The 15,987-nt window shown below is 65.1% G+C and carries 22 protein-coding genes; 4 read left to right on the top strand and 18 right to left on the bottom strand.

Annotated elements, in window-relative coordinates; translation table 11 throughout:
* The first annotated feature begins 70 nt into the window (after positions 1 to 70).
* Positions 71 to 883, top strand: coding sequence for a manganese catalase family protein (locus BM083_RS06710; RefSeq protein WP_089868417.1), 813 nt, complete (start codon positions 71 to 73; stop codon positions 881 to 883).
* A 72-nt stretch (positions 884 to 955) separates the two neighbouring features.
* Here BM083_RS06710 and BM083_RS06705 read toward each other — a convergent pair whose 3' ends face one another.
* From BM083_RS06705 to BM083_RS23210, 10 genes are all read right to left on the bottom strand, one after another.
* Positions 956 to 1,261 (bottom strand): hypothetical protein, encoded by a 306-nt coding sequence (locus BM083_RS06705; protein ID WP_089867441.1) that lies wholly within the window; start codon positions 1,259 to 1,261, stop codon positions 956 to 958.
* A gap of 84 nt (positions 1,262 to 1,345) precedes the next feature.
* Positions 1,346 to 2,317: a metal-dependent hydrolase gene (locus tag BM083_RS06700; protein ID WP_089867438.1), complete on the bottom strand. Its 972-nt coding sequence runs from the start codon at positions 2,315 to 2,317 to the stop codon at positions 1,346 to 1,348.
* A gap of 46 nt (positions 2,318 to 2,363) precedes the next feature.
* The gene (locus tag BM083_RS06695; RefSeq protein WP_089867434.1) at positions 2,364 to 2,939 is read right to left on the bottom strand and encodes a mechanosensitive ion channel domain-containing protein; all 576 of its coding nucleotides are present in this window, start codon (positions 2,937 to 2,939) and stop codon (positions 2,364 to 2,366) included.
* A gap of 87 nt (positions 2,940 to 3,026) precedes the next feature.
* Entirely contained in the window at positions 3,027 to 3,368 is a 342-nt protein-coding gene (locus BM083_RS06690) for a DUF7116 family protein (RefSeq protein WP_218148929.1), read from the bottom strand.
* A gap of 94 nt (positions 3,369 to 3,462) precedes the next feature.
* Complete coding sequence (locus tag BM083_RS06685) at positions 3,463 to 3,708, bottom strand: DUF5816 domain-containing protein (protein WP_089867429.1); 246 nt, start codon at positions 3,706 to 3,708, stop codon at positions 3,463 to 3,465.
* 45 nt (positions 3,709 to 3,753) lie between these two features.
* Positions 3,754 to 4,230, bottom strand: a complete 477-nt coding sequence (locus BM083_RS06680) for a hypothetical protein (protein ID WP_089867426.1) — start codon at positions 4,228 to 4,230, stop codon at positions 3,754 to 3,756.
* 34 nt (positions 4,231 to 4,264) lie between these two features.
* The gene (locus BM083_RS06675; protein WP_009375010.1) at positions 4,265 to 4,630 is read right to left on the bottom strand and encodes a HesB/IscA family protein; all 366 of its coding nucleotides are present in this window, start codon (positions 4,628 to 4,630) and stop codon (positions 4,265 to 4,267) included.
* A gap of 85 nt (positions 4,631 to 4,715) precedes the next feature.
* Positions 4,716 to 5,510 carry a class I SAM-dependent DNA methyltransferase gene (locus tag BM083_RS06670; RefSeq protein ID WP_089867423.1) on the bottom strand — a complete coding sequence of 265 codons (795 nt, stop codon included), beginning with the start codon at positions 5,508 to 5,510 and terminating at the stop codon, positions 4,716 to 4,718.
* Positions 5,507 to 6,832, bottom strand: a complete 1,326-nt coding sequence (hisD, locus tag BM083_RS06665) for a histidinol dehydrogenase (protein ID WP_089867420.1) — start codon at positions 6,830 to 6,832, stop codon at positions 5,507 to 5,509. The genes BM083_RS06670 and hisD overlap by 4 nt, the downstream gene beginning before the upstream one ends.
* Positions 6,833 to 6,945: 113 nt before the next feature.
* Positions 6,946 to 7,545, bottom strand: coding sequence for a hypothetical protein (locus tag BM083_RS23210; protein WP_089867417.1), 600 nt, complete (start codon positions 7,543 to 7,545; stop codon positions 6,946 to 6,948).
* A gap of 128 nt (positions 7,546 to 7,673) precedes the next feature.
* On the opposite strand from BM083_RS23210, the gene BM083_RS06655 reads away from it, so the two are divergent.
* Complete coding sequence (locus tag BM083_RS06655) at positions 7,674 to 8,258, top strand: cupin domain-containing protein (RefSeq protein WP_089867412.1); 585 nt, start codon at positions 7,674 to 7,676, stop codon at positions 8,256 to 8,258.
* 20 nt (positions 8,259 to 8,278) lie between these two features.
* Here BM083_RS06655 and BM083_RS06650 read toward each other — a convergent pair whose 3' ends face one another.
* The 3 genes from BM083_RS06650 to BM083_RS06640 form a co-directional block, all read right to left on the bottom strand.
* On the bottom strand, positions 8,279 to 8,863 hold the full coding sequence (locus tag BM083_RS06650) for an NAD(P)/FAD-dependent oxidoreductase (protein ID WP_089867409.1): 585 nt from the start codon (positions 8,861 to 8,863) through the stop codon (positions 8,279 to 8,281).
* A 118-nt stretch (positions 8,864 to 8,981) separates the two neighbouring features.
* Complete coding sequence (locus BM083_RS06645) at positions 8,982 to 9,650, bottom strand: alpha/beta hydrolase (protein ID WP_089867406.1); 669 nt, start codon at positions 9,648 to 9,650, stop codon at positions 8,982 to 8,984.
* Positions 9,647 to 10,585: a VOC family protein gene (locus BM083_RS06640; protein WP_089867403.1), complete on the bottom strand. Its 939-nt coding sequence runs from the start codon at positions 10,583 to 10,585 to the stop codon at positions 9,647 to 9,649. The genes BM083_RS06645 and BM083_RS06640 overlap by 4 nt, the downstream gene beginning before the upstream one ends.
* Positions 10,586 to 10,696: 111 nt before the next feature.
* Here BM083_RS06640 and BM083_RS06635 point away from each other — a divergent pair, with 111 nt between their 5' ends.
* Entirely contained in the window at positions 10,697 to 11,311 is a 615-nt protein-coding gene (locus tag BM083_RS06635; RefSeq protein WP_009375026.1) for a VOC family protein, read from the top strand.
* 33 nt (positions 11,312 to 11,344) lie between these two features.
* Here BM083_RS06635 and BM083_RS06630 read toward each other — a convergent pair whose 3' ends face one another.
* Positions 11,345 to 12,019: a hypothetical protein gene (locus BM083_RS06630; RefSeq protein WP_143085687.1), complete on the bottom strand. Its 675-nt coding sequence runs from the start codon at positions 12,017 to 12,019 to the stop codon at positions 11,345 to 11,347.
* Positions 12,020 to 12,142: 123 nt separating this feature from the next.
* Between BM083_RS06630 and BM083_RS06625 the strand changes: the two genes are divergently transcribed.
* The gene (locus BM083_RS06625) at positions 12,143 to 12,583 is read left to right on the top strand and encodes a luciferase domain-containing protein (protein WP_089867397.1); all 441 of its coding nucleotides are present in this window, start codon (positions 12,143 to 12,145) and stop codon (positions 12,581 to 12,583) included.
* A gap of 3 nt (positions 12,584 to 12,586) precedes the next feature.
* Here BM083_RS06625 and BM083_RS06620 read toward each other — a convergent pair whose 3' ends face one another.
* The 4 genes from BM083_RS06620 to BM083_RS06610 form a co-directional block, all read right to left on the bottom strand.
* Positions 12,587 to 13,318, bottom strand: coding sequence for a class I SAM-dependent methyltransferase (locus BM083_RS06620; RefSeq protein ID WP_245756862.1), 732 nt, complete (start codon positions 13,316 to 13,318; stop codon positions 12,587 to 12,589).
* Between the two features lie 22 nt (positions 13,319 to 13,340).
* Positions 13,341 to 14,225: an aldo/keto reductase gene (locus tag BM083_RS06615; protein WP_089867394.1), complete on the bottom strand. Its 885-nt coding sequence runs from the start codon at positions 14,223 to 14,225 to the stop codon at positions 13,341 to 13,343.
* Positions 14,226 to 14,291: 66 nt separating this feature from the next.
* The gene (locus tag BM083_RS23205) at positions 14,292 to 14,441 is read right to left on the bottom strand and encodes a hypothetical protein (protein WP_177197560.1); all 150 of its coding nucleotides are present in this window, start codon (positions 14,439 to 14,441) and stop codon (positions 14,292 to 14,294) included.
* Between the two features lie 51 nt (positions 14,442 to 14,492).
* Positions 14,493 to 15,890 carry an MFS transporter gene (locus tag BM083_RS06610; RefSeq protein ID WP_089867390.1) on the bottom strand — a complete coding sequence of 466 codons (1,398 nt, stop codon included), beginning with the start codon at positions 15,888 to 15,890 and terminating at the stop codon, positions 14,493 to 14,495.
* Positions 15,891 to 15,987: the final 97 nt, after the last annotated feature.

Genomic DNA, 15,987 nt, shown 5'->3' with positions numbered 1-15,987 from the left:
AACCGGTCGATGCCTGCTGGTAATTACAGCCCCTCGGCTTTTCGATGATATGGGCGAAGTCGGAGGTACGATGTTCTACCACGACGACGAACTCCAGTACGAAGTCGAAGTCGAAGAACCGAACCCGCAGTTCGCCAAGATGCTCCAGCAGGCTATCGGCGGGGCCGAAGGCGAGATGCGCGTCGCCCTGCAGTACATGTTCCAGGCGTTCGCCATCCCGGCCGAGAAACAGGAGATGCGCCAGTTCCTCATGGAGACGGCTACGGAGGAGTTGGGCCACATCGAGATGCTTGCGACGGCCGTGTCGAAGAACCTCGAAGGAGCCTCCGACGAGGCCCGCGAGGCGGCGCGCGAGGACGCGGTCATCGACGAGATGATGCGCTCGGGACAGCCCCGACAGGCGCTCTCCGCCGGCCTCCACGCGATGCCGGTCGACAGCAACGGCGTCCCGTTCACCGGGAACTACGTCGTCGCGTCCGGCAACCTCGCCGCCGACCTGTACGCCAACGTGATGGCCGAGTCCACGGGCCGACTGCTGGCGACGCGCCTCTACGAGTTCACGACCGACCCCGGCATGAAAGACATGCTGGAGTATCTCATCGCCCGCGACACGATGCACCAGAACCAGTGGCACGCGGCGCTCGAGGCCCTCGGCGAGCACCGCCCCGTTCCCAACAGTTTCGACCAGTCGAAGGAGAACCAAGAGTACAACTACACGTTCATGTCGACGGCCCACGAGGAGCGCGAGAATCCCGAACAGCCCTGGACGCAAGGTGAGGCTCCCGACGGGAAGGGCGAGTTCAGCTACACGCCCCAGCAACCCGGCGGCGGCAACCCGGACCTCGACGAGATGATAGACGAGATGTACAACGAAGTGAAGTAGAAAGACGGTCGAACGTCTGGCCGCCGCCTCCGCTGCTGTTCTGCGCCGTTCTCTTCTCGGTGCCTTCTACCGCTACTCGTGTACCGTCGAGTGCTTGCCGACCCGTGCGTCCGCCGCGACATCCGCACCCGTTTGGACCGTGACGTGCTTGCCGAGACGAGCCTCTCGACCGACGTGGGCACCGCTGTGCACCGTCGCGTGTTTCCCGACGACTACGCCCTCGCCGATACGAGCGTTCTCGTGAATCGTCGCGTGTTTTCCGATACGAGCGTCCGCGGCGACGGACGCCCCGTCGTGGACGGTGGCGTGCTTTGCGACGTGTGCCTCTGGGTCGACAGTTGCAGTCTCGTGAATCCGAACGTGTTTCTCGACCGTCATACTGTGGGAGGTGGTCGCGAAGAACTTGGCTCTACTGGCGGTGGGCGTGAGCGTAACTCGGGCGACTCAGGTGACTCAGACGACTCAGGCGAAGAGATACACGACCGAATACGCCACCCACGCGAGCGTCACGGCCGCGAGGCCGGTCACGCCTGCGGACCACCAGTCGGGCAGTTCGAACGAGTGTCGAAGTCGTCGTCGCGTCTTCGCCGATTGGCTGAACCGTGGAGTCATCCCAACTGCACCGACGGCGAGGACGGTGAACACGAACGGGTACGAGAGGTCCAGCGTCGGTGCCGGGATGACGAGGAGACTGGCCGCGTAGCCGACGCCGAGGGTCGCTCGCGGGTCGACGGTGGTTCGGAGCGACCGCCGGGTGAGCCACAGTGTCACGAGGACGGCGGCCCAGACGGTCGCGAGTTCGAGACCGAACGCACTCAGGAGATGCACTGTCGGGTCCGAGTGCAGTGTGACGCGCTCGACGAACAGCGTCACGTCGAAGGGGTAGAGCATCGCCGGCGGTTCGCCAGTAAAGAGGTCGCCGAAGGGATGCGAGACGAGGCCGAACAGCGCCGCGGCGGCGACGGTTCGCGCACTGAGGTCGGTCCGACGCGCGGCGGCGACGGCGATACCGAGTGAGACGACGCAGAACAGTCCCATCACCGCCGCGCCGAGTGCGCCGCTCTCGGCACCGGCGACGACGACGAGACTGGAAGCGGCGAGGAACGCGCCTGCCCGTGAGGCTCTGGACGTGCGCCGAACGCTGTCGACCGCGAGAGCGGCAGCGAGAGCGACGACCGGCGCGACGACGAGCGAGTGCGTCACCACTCGGTGGACGAGGTTGCCGGTCTCCCAGAAGGCTCCGGCTAGCGCCAACGCGCTGCCGACACTCGCTGTCGCGACCCCCACCAGTGCGTAGGCGATGTCGACGTCTGGGGCGGCCGCGAAGAGGCCCGCGAGGATACCGACCGTGAGCGCCCGCTCTCGGGACCACCCGAGAGACACGGTGACGGTCGCGGCTACCGCGAACGCGAGCAGAGCGTGACCGATAAACACGGTCGTTCGTTCGGCGCCCGATACGATAAGCCGCTCGGAAGTCGTGCTAGCTAGTCACACGCTCTTCCCGTTCGGCTATCTCGTCTGCGTCCGTCAGCTTTCGCCACTTCTTCTCTATCTCGGCGTTTCCGCGCACGACGACGTCGCCGTCGACGAGGAGGCGGGTCTTCCGGAGTTCGATGGTGTCGACGACGCCGGTGGTGTCACCCGCTTCGACCGTGTCACCGGGCATGAAATCCGGGTCACGCAGCAGGTAGACCCCCGCGACGGCGTCGGCGATCATACTCGACGTCGCGTAGGAGACGCCGAGAGCGACGAACCCCGCCGCCGTCCCGAGCGACGCGGCGATGTCCTCCAAGCCGACGATAGAGAGGAAGGAGAGTCCGACCGCGAACCAGAGAAAGACGGCGACGATGGTGGCGACGAACTGCCGGTAGACGGGTGATTCACCGGGGAGCGTCCGCTTCAAGACGAGTTTCACCACGAACAGGACGGCCTTCACGAGCATCCCCGCGAGGAGCAGAAAGACGAGACCGGAGATGATGGCCGGGAGCGCCGTTCGGAGATTGGCGACGAAGTCGAAGAACGCCTGCGTGACGATGTCGCTCTGTAGGGCGAACATGAGACTCTCGACACGCGGTTCCGGTAAAAGTTGGTTGGTCGCTGAGGTCAGTCGGTCGGACGATACCGAACGGGCGTGCGACTCGGGTCAGGCGGGTGCTGCGCCGTGGACGACTTCGTAGCTCCCGTGGTCGTCGACGCCGATGACCGCCCAGTCGTACGGCGGTTTGGCGTCGAGGAGTCGCTCTCGAAGTTCCCCTGTATAGCCGTCCCAGGTGACGAAACATCGCAACCCAGGTTCGTCACTGTCCCCGCCGTCCGTGAGGACGCGCTGTGCGGTTTCGGCGTCGCCGCCGGTCATCGCGGTTACGCGAACGGTGCGCCACTTGCGCTCCGCCGTGAGTTCCGTCCCCTCGCCGGAGACGACGTAGCCGAGACGGGTGAAGATTTCCCGCGCTTGCTCGACTGGTGGCATGGTAACAGGGGCCATGTACCTAGGCATACTCCTGTCTCCGTGATAAATCTTGTCACCATTCGGAAAACAGTGGCCTCGGCGCGTCTCGCGAACTTTCCGAAGTTTCTCCTCACTCGTGGGCGGCGTCCCACTCTTCGGGCTTCCGGATGTTCTCACATCGGTTGCAGACGATGCGGCCCATCGTGTCCATCGCGTTGTCGAACGTCTCGCAGTTGTCGCAGTAGAACCCCCACTTCTTCTCGGCGTCGTCAGAGACGTAGACGACGAAGAACGGCGCTTCAGAGCCGCGAACACCCTCGTTCCGACTGATATAGACCTCTTCGCCGTCCGCCGTCGTGGCTGCTTCCAGCGTCATTGACCCCGCTACGGCGCGGTGGGGTTTAGGTCTGGTTCTCGGCGGTCAGAGATAGATGGAGTCCGGTGAGCAGCCACTGGTACTGAAACTGAGTCGTGGGTCTCTGGCAGGTCTGGGTTCGACCTCGACGTAAATTCGGTCCGACGGTTCGTCGGTTCCGTCACAATCCGGATAGAAGTGATAGTGGTCTCGGAGCGATGTCACACCCCCGTCGCGAGTTCGAGCAGCAACCCGGACGAGGTACCGCCTACTGGGAACGATATTTTCGTCGCTCGTCTGGCTCTCCTCGCCGTTCCCGCCAGCGAGGTCGTACTCCCGTCCGAATACGTGCGCTTCTCCTCTCTCGTTTCGGTCAGTACGATAGAAGTCGACAGTGAGACGATACGCCTGCTCAGTGTGATTCAGCACCGTCAGCGTCAACTTCGGCCGTGAGACGAAGGGCAAACTCGCACACCCCGCCAGCGACGTCGCCGCCGCGGCGCTCCCGAGTCTGAGAACGTCTCGTCGTGAGTGGAGGGCCATACCTCCGCTTCACAGAACCCTGAAAAGAACTTTTCTACGTCCGGAACGACTCGCCACAGCCACATTCGCTCTCGACGTTCGGGTTCTCGACGTGGAACCCCTTCGCCTGCAGGCCGCTCTCGTAGTCGAGCGTCGACCCGCCGATGTACTTCATGCTGGCGGGGTCGACGAAGACTCGCAGACCGTGGAAGTCCGTGACCGTATCGTCCGGTTCCGGTTCGTCGTCGAAGCGCATCCCGTAGGAGAGCCCCGCACAGCCACCTTGCTGGACGAACAGGCGGAGTCCGGCGATGTCCGTATCCAACCCCTCGCCGTCGAGGAGTGACAGCGCCTCCTCGGCCGCCGCTTCCGTGACCGTGATGGGCGCTCGCGTCTCCCCTTCGGCGGTTCCCGTGCTCATAGTGCTAGTTACTTGGTCCGACGTGTTAACCCTGACGCCGAGTTCGGCGAACCGACGTCGACACTCGGGCGGGCACTCCGAACGTTCAGGGCTGCGCGACGACGACGACGGTCCCTTCGTCGCCGGTGTCGCGTTCGACGGCGACTCGTCCGAACCCGGCAGTCGACAGTGCGGACTCCACCGTCTCGACGTCGAACGTCCGGACCGAGATGCACTCTTTGGTCGTCGCCCGTCGGTCGCCGCCGATATCCGTCACGCGGTAGTCGACGCGGAGTTCGACACCCGGAAGCGCGGGTTTCGGAGCGACGTCGACGGCGCGTTCGAGACGGTAGCCCTCACCAGTGTACACGCCGACGGCGTCCTCGGCGACGGCGACGGGGTCCACGACGACGTCGAAGACGAAGACGCCGTCCGGTTCGAGATGCTCACGAACCGTCTGGAAGCAGGCGAGGAGTTCTTCGTCGGTGAACCGTGCGGTGAGAGAGTCGAGGGAGACGACGGCGTCGAAGTGGCGGCCGAGTGCACAGTCGGTGTCGGTTACGTCGCCGTCGACGAGCATCGCGTGTCCGGCACGTCGGGCAGCGAACCCGAGGAGTTCGGCGTGGGCGTCGACGCCGACGACGTGCTGGAACCGCGCCTCCAAGAACGGCAGAAACCCGCCGACGCCACAACCGACGTCCAGCACCGTCTCCGCCGTCTGCGGGACGTGTCGAGCGAGCGTGCGAAGGTGTCGTTCGTAGTCGTCTTGCTCCTCGGCGTCGAGCACCATCCGGTCGTACAGCGGTGCGAGCGTCGTGTACAGCGAGTGCTCGCCGTCCGGTTCCCGAAGCACCGACTCGCAGGCCTCGGCGAACGTCCGAGTGGGACGAGCGTGTGTCACTCGCCGTCGCCGTCACCGGTAGCGTCACCGGTAGCATCGTCGTGAGCACCGGCGTCGTCGAGTCGCCGCCGAACGCTCTCGGCGTGGGCTTCGAGTCCCTCCGCCTCGGCGAGCGTCGTGATGGTTGACGCGAGACCGTCGAGGCCCTCGCGGTCGAGTCGCTGGACCGTCGTCGACCGGAGGAACGTGTCGACCGAGAGCCCACCGTACAGTTTCGCGCCGCCGTTCGTCGGGAGGACGTGGTTCGTCCCGGAGGCGTAGTCGCCCGCCGCGACGGGGGTGTAGGGGCCGAGGAAGACACTGCCGGCGTTCGAGATGCGGTCGAGCAGTTCCTCGTCGTCGCGCGCTTGAATCGTCAAGTGTTCCGCCGCGTACTCCTCGGCGAAGAGGACCGCTTCGGACATCGACCGGGCGAGGAAGACGCCACTGGCGTCGCTGTCGAGCGCCTCGGCGACGATGTCGGCACGTTCGCGGCCGTCGGCTTGTCTCTCGACTTCCTCGACGATTGCTTCGGCCGTCGCCTCGTCGTCCGTGACGGCGACGACTGACGCGTCGGTGTCGTGTTCGGCCTGTGCGACGAGGTCCGCGGCGACGAAGGAAGGATTGGCGCTCTCGTCGGCGACGACCAGAATCTCGCTGGGACCGGCGAGGAAGTCTATCTCGACGTCGCCGCGAACTTCTGCCTTCGCCGCGGTGACCCACTTGTTGCCCGGCCCGACGACTTTCTGCGTCGCCTTGACCGTCTCCGTCCCGTAGGCGAGCGCCGAGATGGCTTGCGCGCCGCCGACGCTGTAGACGACGTCCGCACCGGCCGCGTGGATGGCCGCGAGCGTCACCGGATTTATCTCGTCGGCTGGTGGCGTCGCGACGGCGACGTGGTCGACACCGGCCACCTTCGCCGGGATGACGCCCATCAGCGCGCTGGAAGGGTACGCCGCCGTTCCGCCGGGTGCGTAGACGCCGACGCGGTCCAGTGGTCGGTAGCGTCGACCCAACTCACGACCGTCGAACTCCTCGCGCCAGTCGTCGGGCACCTGTCGCTCGTGGAACTCGCGGATGTTGTCTGCGGCCGTGTCGATAGCCTCGCGCACGTCGTCGTCGACGGCGTCGTAGGCGCGTTCCGCTTCGTCGGTGATGTCCAAGTTGCCGACTTCGACGTCGTCGAACTCGCGGCAGAACTCTCGGACGGCGACGTCGCCCTCCGTGCTCACCCGGTCGACGATGTCGCGGACGTCGCTTCGGACCGCCTCGATACCGGCGTCACGCTCGAAGAGTGCGTCACGCTCGTCCGGCCCGAGGTCGGCGATTTCGCGTACGTTCATGGCCCGACGTTCGGAACGACCGCGAAAAACGGTTTCCATAGCGAGGGAGGCGCTGCCATCGTACGTCCCTCTCCGGTAGCTCTCTGTTCTCTCTTTCCGCGGGTCTGCGACGCTTACCGCGGATTGTACTCTATCTCGCCGGTCCACCGGCCGAAGACGTCGTCGTTCTGGGTGTCTTCGTCCATCAAGAGGACGGTCACTTCGAGCGTCCCCGCGTCGAAGTTCGTCAGCGCGCCGCCGCGGACGGTGATGTTGTACTGCCCGTCTTCTTGTTCTAATACCAACTTCGTCCGCTCGACCAACTTGCCGTCGATGAGAACCACGAAGTACGGTTCGCCGTCGACGGTCCCGTGTTCGGGGTCGACGTCTTCCATCGTCGTGTTCGCCTGCACGCTGAGGTCGAAGTTCGAGTAACCCTCACCGTTCGCGCCTTCGACCGTGTTGACGAACTCGACGTTCGAGATGCGGCCCATCTGGACCTGTTCCTCGTCGACCTGCGTCGGACTGTTCGGCGGCGTCGGCGAACTCCACTCGGCCGTCGGCGTCGGTTCGGGCGTGGACGTCGCCGTCGGCGTCCCAGTCGCCGTCGCCGTCGTCTCGGTCGCTTCAGTCATCTCCGTCGTCGCCTGCGAGTCGCCGGGTCCGGCACCGCCCGTACAGCCCGCGAGGAGGACGAGGACCCCGACCGCCAGTACGAGTACACGTCGTGTCATAGTCCTCCGTTCACTCGGGATAGTCGTTATTATGCGGTCCATATATCTCTGCATCTCCCGACAGTCGGCTTTGCAGATTCTGCGACTCACCACTTACAGTTTTGTCCTGTCACGACGACTGTATCTAGATGAGCACGGAGACACATCGCACCCCGAACCCGGTCGTCCGTCGCCTGTACGACCGTCTCGGTGAACTGCTCGACGAGAGCGACGACGCCTTCGTCGAACACGGTCCTGCACTCCTCAGAGCGGCCATCCGCGACCCCGATTTCTTCGACGGCGTCTCGACCGAGCAAGCGCCCACAGGAACCTACACTCGTCGGAAAGTCGTCGGTGACGAGGGCGAACACGTGATTCGGTTCATGGAGTGGCCGCCGGGGTACGCCCTCGTGCCGCACGAACACCACGGTCGACCCTGCTTCGAGGTGCTCGTCGACGGCCTGCTGACGGTCGTGAACATGCGACCAGAAGAACTCGACGACGGCCTGTACGAACTCACAGCGCTCGACACCGAGGTGGTTCGCCCGGGTGAGACGACGGTGGTCGACCCCCGCGTCAGCGACGTTCACGCCGTCTACAGTCCCGTCAGGAGTCGGTCGCTTCACGTCTATCCCGACGACGCGAGTCACGCCTTCGGCTACTGTCTGATCGACGAATCGAGTGAAGACGACCGCTATCGACGGCTACGGTTCGACCTCGACTGCGACGACTAAAAAACGAACTCAGAGACCGCTCAGTTTTCGTCGGCCATCTCGCCGAACACTTCGTCGGCGTCGGCGGGGACGTCGAAGTCGTGGTAGTTCTCGCCCTTCTCGGTCGAGAGAATGTTGAGTGCGGCGGCGGCACCGTCGCCCGCGGAGATGACAGCCTGCCACTCCTCGGTGCGACCCATGGCACCTGTCGCGTACGCGCCCTCGACGCTCGTCTCCATCGTCACGCCGACGTCGACGACGTCGCCGTCGAAGTCACAGCCGAGTGACTCCGCGAGGTCACGGTTCGCCCCCGTCGCGAGGACGACGTAGTCCGCGTCGTACTCCCCGTCGTCCGTCGTGACGGTGAACCCGTCGTCGGTGGACTCCACGTCGGTGACTTCCTCGCCCTGCTTGCGCTCGACGCCGAAGTTGTCGACCTGATTTCGGAGCGTGTCCATGTAGACACTGCCGTCCTGTGAGCCGATTCCAGGATAGTTGAAGAGATGCGCCTTGTGCATCCACGTGGCGTCCGTGTCGAAGACGGTCGTCTCGATGCCGTTCTTCTGCGTGAACAGTGCCGCACTGAGTCCGGCGGGACCGCCGCCGACGACGATGACGTTTGTCATACCCTCCTGTACAGTGTCTGTGCCGGAAGTTGTTGGCCTACGTGAGGGTTTTGCCGATACTCTGTCGTCTCACTCGTTCTCGGTCTCACTCGTTGCCTCTCATCTCTCGTTTCTCGTCTCATCCGTCGTCTTCCATCACTGTGACCGAAGCGACCAGCCGGTCCACTTCGTGAACCTCGTCGTCGTTGATGGCGTGTCCGAGGTCGTCGTAGACGCGGTCTGTCACCTCGCCGCCGAGGCGCCGGAACGTCGCCGCCGACCCGCGAATTCGCTCGACGGTGACGTGTGGGTCGTCCGCGCCGCAGCCGAGAAATACGGGCGTCTCGTCCAGCGACCCATCGTGGTCCGTCTCGGCGGCGTCCTGACCGAATAGGCTCCCGGCGAGGACGGCGAGTCCGCCGTACCGACGCGGATGCGACGCGACGTACTCGGCCGCCAACGACGCGCCCTGCGAGAACCCGACGAAGACGACGCGCTCCGGTGGGATTCCGGCGTCAGCGGCCACGCCGAGCGTACGGTCGACCAGTCGGAACGCCGAGGAGAGCCACGGCTCTTTCGCCGTCGCCGCTTCGTCGACGGGGCCGGGAAACCACGCCCGGCCGGCGGCCTCGGGTGCGAGATAGAGCACGCCGCGATGGTGGAACTCGTCGGCGAGTCGGAGGAACTGTTTGGGTGAGTCGCCGCGACCGTGGAGCACGACGACCGCCGACTCGGCGACCTGAAAGGGTGCACCTGCCGTCTCTATCGGTTGCCCGTCGTGCGGGCCGGGGTGACTCTCCTCGTTCATCGCTCCTCCGCCTCGGGGTTCGTCGACAGCGGCGGGAGTTGCGCCTCTATCATCTCGCGGTCCGCTTCGAGCCACGGCGGGAGCGTGAGTACCGACCCCGGTTCCGCTACGTCGCCGACGCGAACTCCTTCCCGCTCTGTCGCCAACTCGAACAGGATGCCGCCGGGGTCCCGGACGTACAGCGAGTGCATGAACTGCCGGTCTTTCACCCGCGAGACATCGAAGTCGCGTTCGAGCAGGAGTTCGCGCCACTCGTGGAGTTCCGCCTCGTCGGCGACGCCGAAGGCGACGTGGTGAATCGACCCGGCCCCTTCGCGGCCGTAGGGTGCGTCGTGCGTCAGGATGTCGACGGTCGACCGGCGGCCGTCGCCGAGTCGGTAGCGAGCGACGTCCTCGGCCTCGGCGACGAGGTCGAACCCGAACGTGTCGAGCAGACTCGCCGTGACGTACGGACTCCGCGACTGGAGCGAGACGCCGCGAACGCCGCGGATGGCGTTCTCTTCTGGAACTGCGTCGCTGGCGGCGGGGAGGTCCGGCGACGGTCCGGTGACGAGTTCGACTTCCATTCCGTCGGGGTCGCGGAAGGCGACGACCGTCTCGTCGAATTTGGTAGTCTCCTCGACGTCGACGCCGTGGGTCTCCAACCGCTGGACCCAGTAGTCGACAGCGTCCTCGGGAATCGAAAGCGATACAGAGTGAATCCCGGGTTTTCCCGCCCGGCCTTCCACCTCTCGGGGGTACGCGAAGAACGTCAGCACCGACCCCGGCAACCCGCGTTCGTCGCCGTAGTAGAGATGGTACGTGAAGATGTCCTCGAAGTTGACCGTTCGCCGGACGAACGTCAGTCCGAGGACGTCGGTGTAGAACTCGACGTTACGCTGTGGGTCGCTGGCGATGGCGGAGACGTGGTGGATACCGGGCGTATCGGAGAGCACGCCCTCACTTACTCGCCGACACGGATAACTCTCCTACTGACACGACTGTAACCGCCTGACTGGGTGGTTACTGACCGGTTTATTGCCTCGTCGTGTGTACGGGGAGACACGATGAGCGACGTACCCGTCACCGCCGACCGGCCCGACAGTCCGTTTCACACCACCGGCACCGACCACATGACTATCTGGGGGAGCAACGAGGCCGACACGGTCGCGTTCTACCGCGACCTGCTCGGGATGCCGCTCGTGCTCCGGCAACCGAACCTCGACGACCCCTCACAGACGCATCTCTTCTTCGACACCGGCGACGGCCGCATTCTGACCTTCTTCGTCAGCGACGACCGGCCGTCGAACCGTCACGGTCAGCGCGGCCAGGTCGGGTCCGTCCACCACCTCTGTTTCAGCGTCGACCCAGAACGGTTCGAGGAGATGGTCGAGGCCATCGAGGACGACGGCCGCGGCTACAACATCTTCGACCGAGGCATCTTCTTCTCGCTCTACACGAAGGACAACAACGGCCTCGTCGTCGAACTCTCGACGGACAAGTACGACATCCCCGACGAGCGACGTGGCGAGGTACTCGCCAAGACACAGGAGATTCGTGAGGAGGCAGGTGCCGACTACGCCGGCGACGAGCACATGAAGGCCGCGTTGGAGGAACTCGGTCTCGACTCGACCGCCTACGACCTGCCGGAGGCGGCGTCGGGCGTCGGCGGCCTGAAGTAAGTAAGAGAAAAGTCCCGTTTCGAGGGTCTCTGGCTAGCCTTCTTCGTGGACGAGCACGGTGTCGTAGTCGGTCCAGACACCGTAGACGTCGTCGAACTCGCTGTCACGGTCGACGAGTTGGACCTTCACCTTCAGCGGCCCTTCGTCGAACTGGTCCCACGCGTCGCGCGGGATGTCGAGCGTCCACTCGCCGTCGTCCTCGAACTGGACGTAGTCGCTGCGGTAGGTGAGCGTGTCGTTGACGTAGACGAGGAAGTACGGTTCGCCCTGCACGTCACCGTGTTCTGCGGGGTCGACGTCCGGCATCGACGTGTTGGCGCGGACGCGGAGGTCGAACCCGGTGACACCCTCGCCGTTCGAGGCGTTCTCGACGTTGACGTACTCGACGCTCTTGAGGCGGCCGTCTTCGACCTTGTCCTCACGCGGCGAGTTCGGCTGTTGCGGTTCCGTCCACGACTCGTCCGGCGTCGCCGTCGGAGTGGCCGTCGGCGTCGCGGTGGACGTCGTGTCGGATTCCGCCGTCGAGTCCGTCGTCTCCGTCGTGTTGGCCGTGTCGGTCGTCTCAGTCATCTCGGCCGTCGTCGTGTCGGCCGCTCCAGTCGTCTCTGCAGTGGTCGCTGTCGACCCGCCGTTCGTCCCCGCGCCGGCACATCCGGCGAGAGCAACGAGGACTGCGAGCATCCCAATCAGGATTCGTCTGTTCGTCATCACTGGAACAGTGCACTTGCAAGGACTGTTATTATACAGAGCATATGTCCCCCTCGCTTGCCGGTTTACGCTGCTGGTACGACACCCGCGTGGTTCATCTCCCGAGAGCGCCTAAAAGAGGTGATGCCGACGAACATAGAGACGACCGTCCGCTCGTGGCCCGGGACGAGCACCCACGACCACCGGTTCGGTGGTCGAGAGTTCCGCCTCGCAGACCGAGAGTTCGGCCACAGCCACGGCGACAGACAGGTCGACATCCCCTTCCCGAAGCGACTCCGTGACTTCGCCGTCGCCGAGAACCTCACCTCGAAACACCACCTGTACCCCGACTCCGGATGGGTGACGAAGTATCTGGAGTCCGACGCCGACGTCGACGGCGCGCTCACGCTCCTTCGACTCAACTATCTGTATCAGGTCGCCGCGCTTCAGCGTCGCGAGACGGTCGACGCCGAACTCGCGGGAGTCGACGTCGAGGCCGAACTCGAAGCGTTGGCGCTTCCTCCCGGGGTTGCGTCGCTGTTCCCACCCGCAGCGACCGATTCACCGACGACAGCCGAAGGGTAGCGCTCACTCTCTCGACCGAAACGCGATGCTGTACATCTCGCCGACCGACTCGGACCCGATATCGCCCACGAGACGGTCGGCTTCCGCCGTCAACGGCGTCGACAGCTCCGCCGGAAGCGCCGACGCCAGCGAGCGCACCACGTTCGCGTGCGCGTCGACGTGACTCGCCGTCCACGGGACAGGGTCTAAGAGCGTCACCTCACGTTCGAACTCCCACCCCCACCCCGTGAACAGTCGCCGGAGCGTCGTCGCCGGGTAGAACGTCAGCGCGGCGCGACTCCTCGCCAACTCACTCGCCGCGTTCTCCAGTGCGAAGAGGTCGCGCATCTTCGCTCCCTCCGGGAGAGGTTCGTAGTCGTCGACGACGAGACTGCAGTCGGGGGCGGCGACGCGGGCAAGTTCAGCGCAAATCGCGTCCAGCGCCGCGGGGTCGACGACGTTGAAGAGACCGTGAGCCGTGACGAGTTCGACCGAACCCGTCGCCAGCGGGAGTTCGCGCAAATCTGCCTCCAGCACCGCCGCTCGGTCAGATTCGCCCCGAACGACGCGTTCCCGGACGAGTTCCGCGTGGTCGGCGTCGTTCGTGACTGCGTAGACGCGCGCTGCACCGGCCGCCAGCAACCCGGCCGTCGTGTTGCCGACACCGGCGCCCGCTTCGAGACAGACCCGGCCCTCGACGGGTTGGTCTGCGAGCGCCGTCGTGACCGTCTGTGGCACGTCTACGGTCACCTCCACCTCTCGTTTTCTCGTCACCGCCTCAGTGGTGGAGTTGCTCGGGGACGGGGCTCTCGTCGTGTCGAAGCTTCTCGACGAGCGACCGCTGGGCGGCGTCGTCCATCCCGTCGTAGCGCTCGGCGGCGTCGAGCACCATCGCCACGAGTTTCGGATCGCCGGGGTTGATGACGCTCGTGAGCCCCTGCGACGCCGCGAAGTCGAACCGCTCTCGAATCTCGTCGGGCGAGTCGACCGGTCGGTACCAGTTCGCGTACGGTCTGTCCTCCTCGGCTAACTCCTCTGTCGACGGCCACGGCCCCTTCGCGAACGCCTTGATGCCGAGCGTGCCGATTCCCTCTTCCTCGGCGCGTTCGAGCACTGCTTGGTAGTCGTGGTCGTCGTCGTCTTTCCCGACCACGACGGGGTTCATCGGAAACATCAGCGTCTCCAAGTCGTCGATGCGGTCGATGGCGTCGAGGATGAGTTGCGGATTGCCGTGACTCGTCAGCCCGATGTGGTTCACGAGTCCCTCGTCTTTCGCCTCACGGAAGGCGTCGAGTGCGCCGCCGTCGCCGGTGATGGTGTCCAGTTCGTGTTCGTACTCGAGTCCGTGAACCTGATACAGGTCGATGTGGTCGACGCCGAGTCGGTTGAGTGACTGTTCGAGCTTTCGTCTCGCCCCTTCGGCCTCTCGCTCTTGGGTCTTACAGCCGAGGAAGACCTCCTCACGATGTTGGCGGAGTTTCGGCCCGAGTTTGAGTTCGGCGTCGCCGTAGGTCGGCGCGACGTCGAAGTGGTTGATGCCGTGGTCGAGAACGAGTTCGACCATCTGGTTCGCGCCCTCCTGTTCGAGCCAGTTGAGCGCGATGGCACCGAAGGTCATGATGGTACTATCGTGGCCTGTCTCACCCAGCGCACGTGTTTGCATGTTGGGTGAGTCACCCGCAGTCGACAAAAGCGTGTGTCCCGATGACACTGTATCCGGTTCGGTCGCTCAACTCCGGTTCACCGGTTGCAGGTCAGGTTCGTCGGCGTCGACGACGATTCCGTCTGCACGGAGGCGTTCGACGGAGACCTGTTCGCCGTACTCGTCGAGGAAGAGTCCCGTCGATGCTGCGACTTCGTGGGCATCTACCTTCTCCACGACTTCGGTCTGTGCTCGGTGGCCGAACGCCGTCTCACAATAGTTTCGGCTTCACTTCGCTCGCAGTTCGGTTTCGACGAGTTCCTCGCGTGAGACGGCAGGAACCGTCTCGCCGACCGGCGTCTCAGACACTGCTTCAGTGGGCGACTTCGTCGCGCGTGCGCCGTCCGAGAGGAGGCGAATCGAGAAGACGAGGAGACCGCCCACGAACACCAGTCCGCCCGCGACGCCGAACGCGACGAGATAGCCGAACCCGGCGACCCAGCCACCGAGGACGCTCCCGACACCACCCGCGACGGCACTCAGTGCCGTGTGGAGACCCAGTGCCTCCCCACGGACGCTTGGCGGGGCGAGTCGAGTGACGATGGCCGTCCCGACGACGGCGATGACGGCCCACGTCGCCCCGATTCCCGCGAGGACGACACCGGTGGTGACGAGTCCGACCGAGACGGCACCGACGGCCGCCGCGAGTGTGACGACCGGAAACAGCACGCCCCGAACCGCGAGTGCACTCGACTGGAGCAAGCGAACGTCGTGTCTCGACGCGACCCGACCGACCGACTCGTAGAGCACCGCCGACGCGAGACTCGACGCCAAGTAGAGCGCGAACACCTCACCGGAAGCGAACGCGGCGTCGGTCAAGAAGAGCGGGAGCGGTGCCCAGAACGCGGAGAACCCCGCGAAGAAGAGACCCGCGGCGGCGAAGTACGTCGCCAGCGCGGGGTCGAACCGGTCGACGAGTCGGCGCGGGCGGATGGTTCGGGTCGACCAGTACAGTCGGTTCGGCGAGAAGACGAACGTCGACCCCTTGACGCCACTACGCGAACTCGACAGGATTCGAGCGATTCGGCGTATCCGGTGCTCGCTCGTGACGTGCGCGTCCGGTGCCGGACGCGGGAGCGACCCTGCCGCACCCACCGTGGCGACGAGCGCACAGGCGGCCAACAGCCAGAACAGCGCCCGCGTGACGACGTCGCCGCCGACTATCTGTGGCCCGACGAGCGGCCAGACCGTCCCGAGGACGAGGCCGCCCGCCCAGCCGTACCCCTGATACTTGTTCAGCAGGCCGATTCGTTGACTCCACGCGGACTCCGGTGCGTCGTCGACGACGAGCATCGTCAACACCGGACTGACGGCGGAGACGACCAACCAGAGCGCCGCGTTGGCGACGATGACGGCGGTGATGTCCGTCGACAACGGGATGACGGCGAGCATCACGGCGACGGCGGCGAGCGTGACCAAGACGAGCGGTCGGCGGCGAGTGACGCGATTCGCCAGTCGACCGAACAGAATCGCACCGGGCGCGCCGATGACCGCCGCCGTCGCGGCGAGGACGCCCAACTGGACCGGCGTCGCACCCAACTGCACGAGATAGAGCGGGACGAGGAGGGACGCCCCACCGAAGGCGACAGAGCCGAGTCCCCACGCGTAGAGCCAGCGTTCGTTCATCGTTCTACTTTCGGGAATGTGTCCCCTATTGATACCTGTTCCGCTAGACTCGACTCGGTGGGCAGGAGACGCGGCCGAGACCAGGTAACACTGACGT

The organism is Halogranum rubrum, assembly GCF_900114455.1.
GTDB classification, from domain to species: domain Archaea; phylum Halobacteriota; class Halobacteria; order Halobacteriales; family Haloferacaceae; genus Halogranum; species Halogranum rubrum.
The sequence above is the reverse complement of the archived record's forward strand: the minus strand, read 5'-3'. Positions and strand labels throughout refer to the sequence as shown.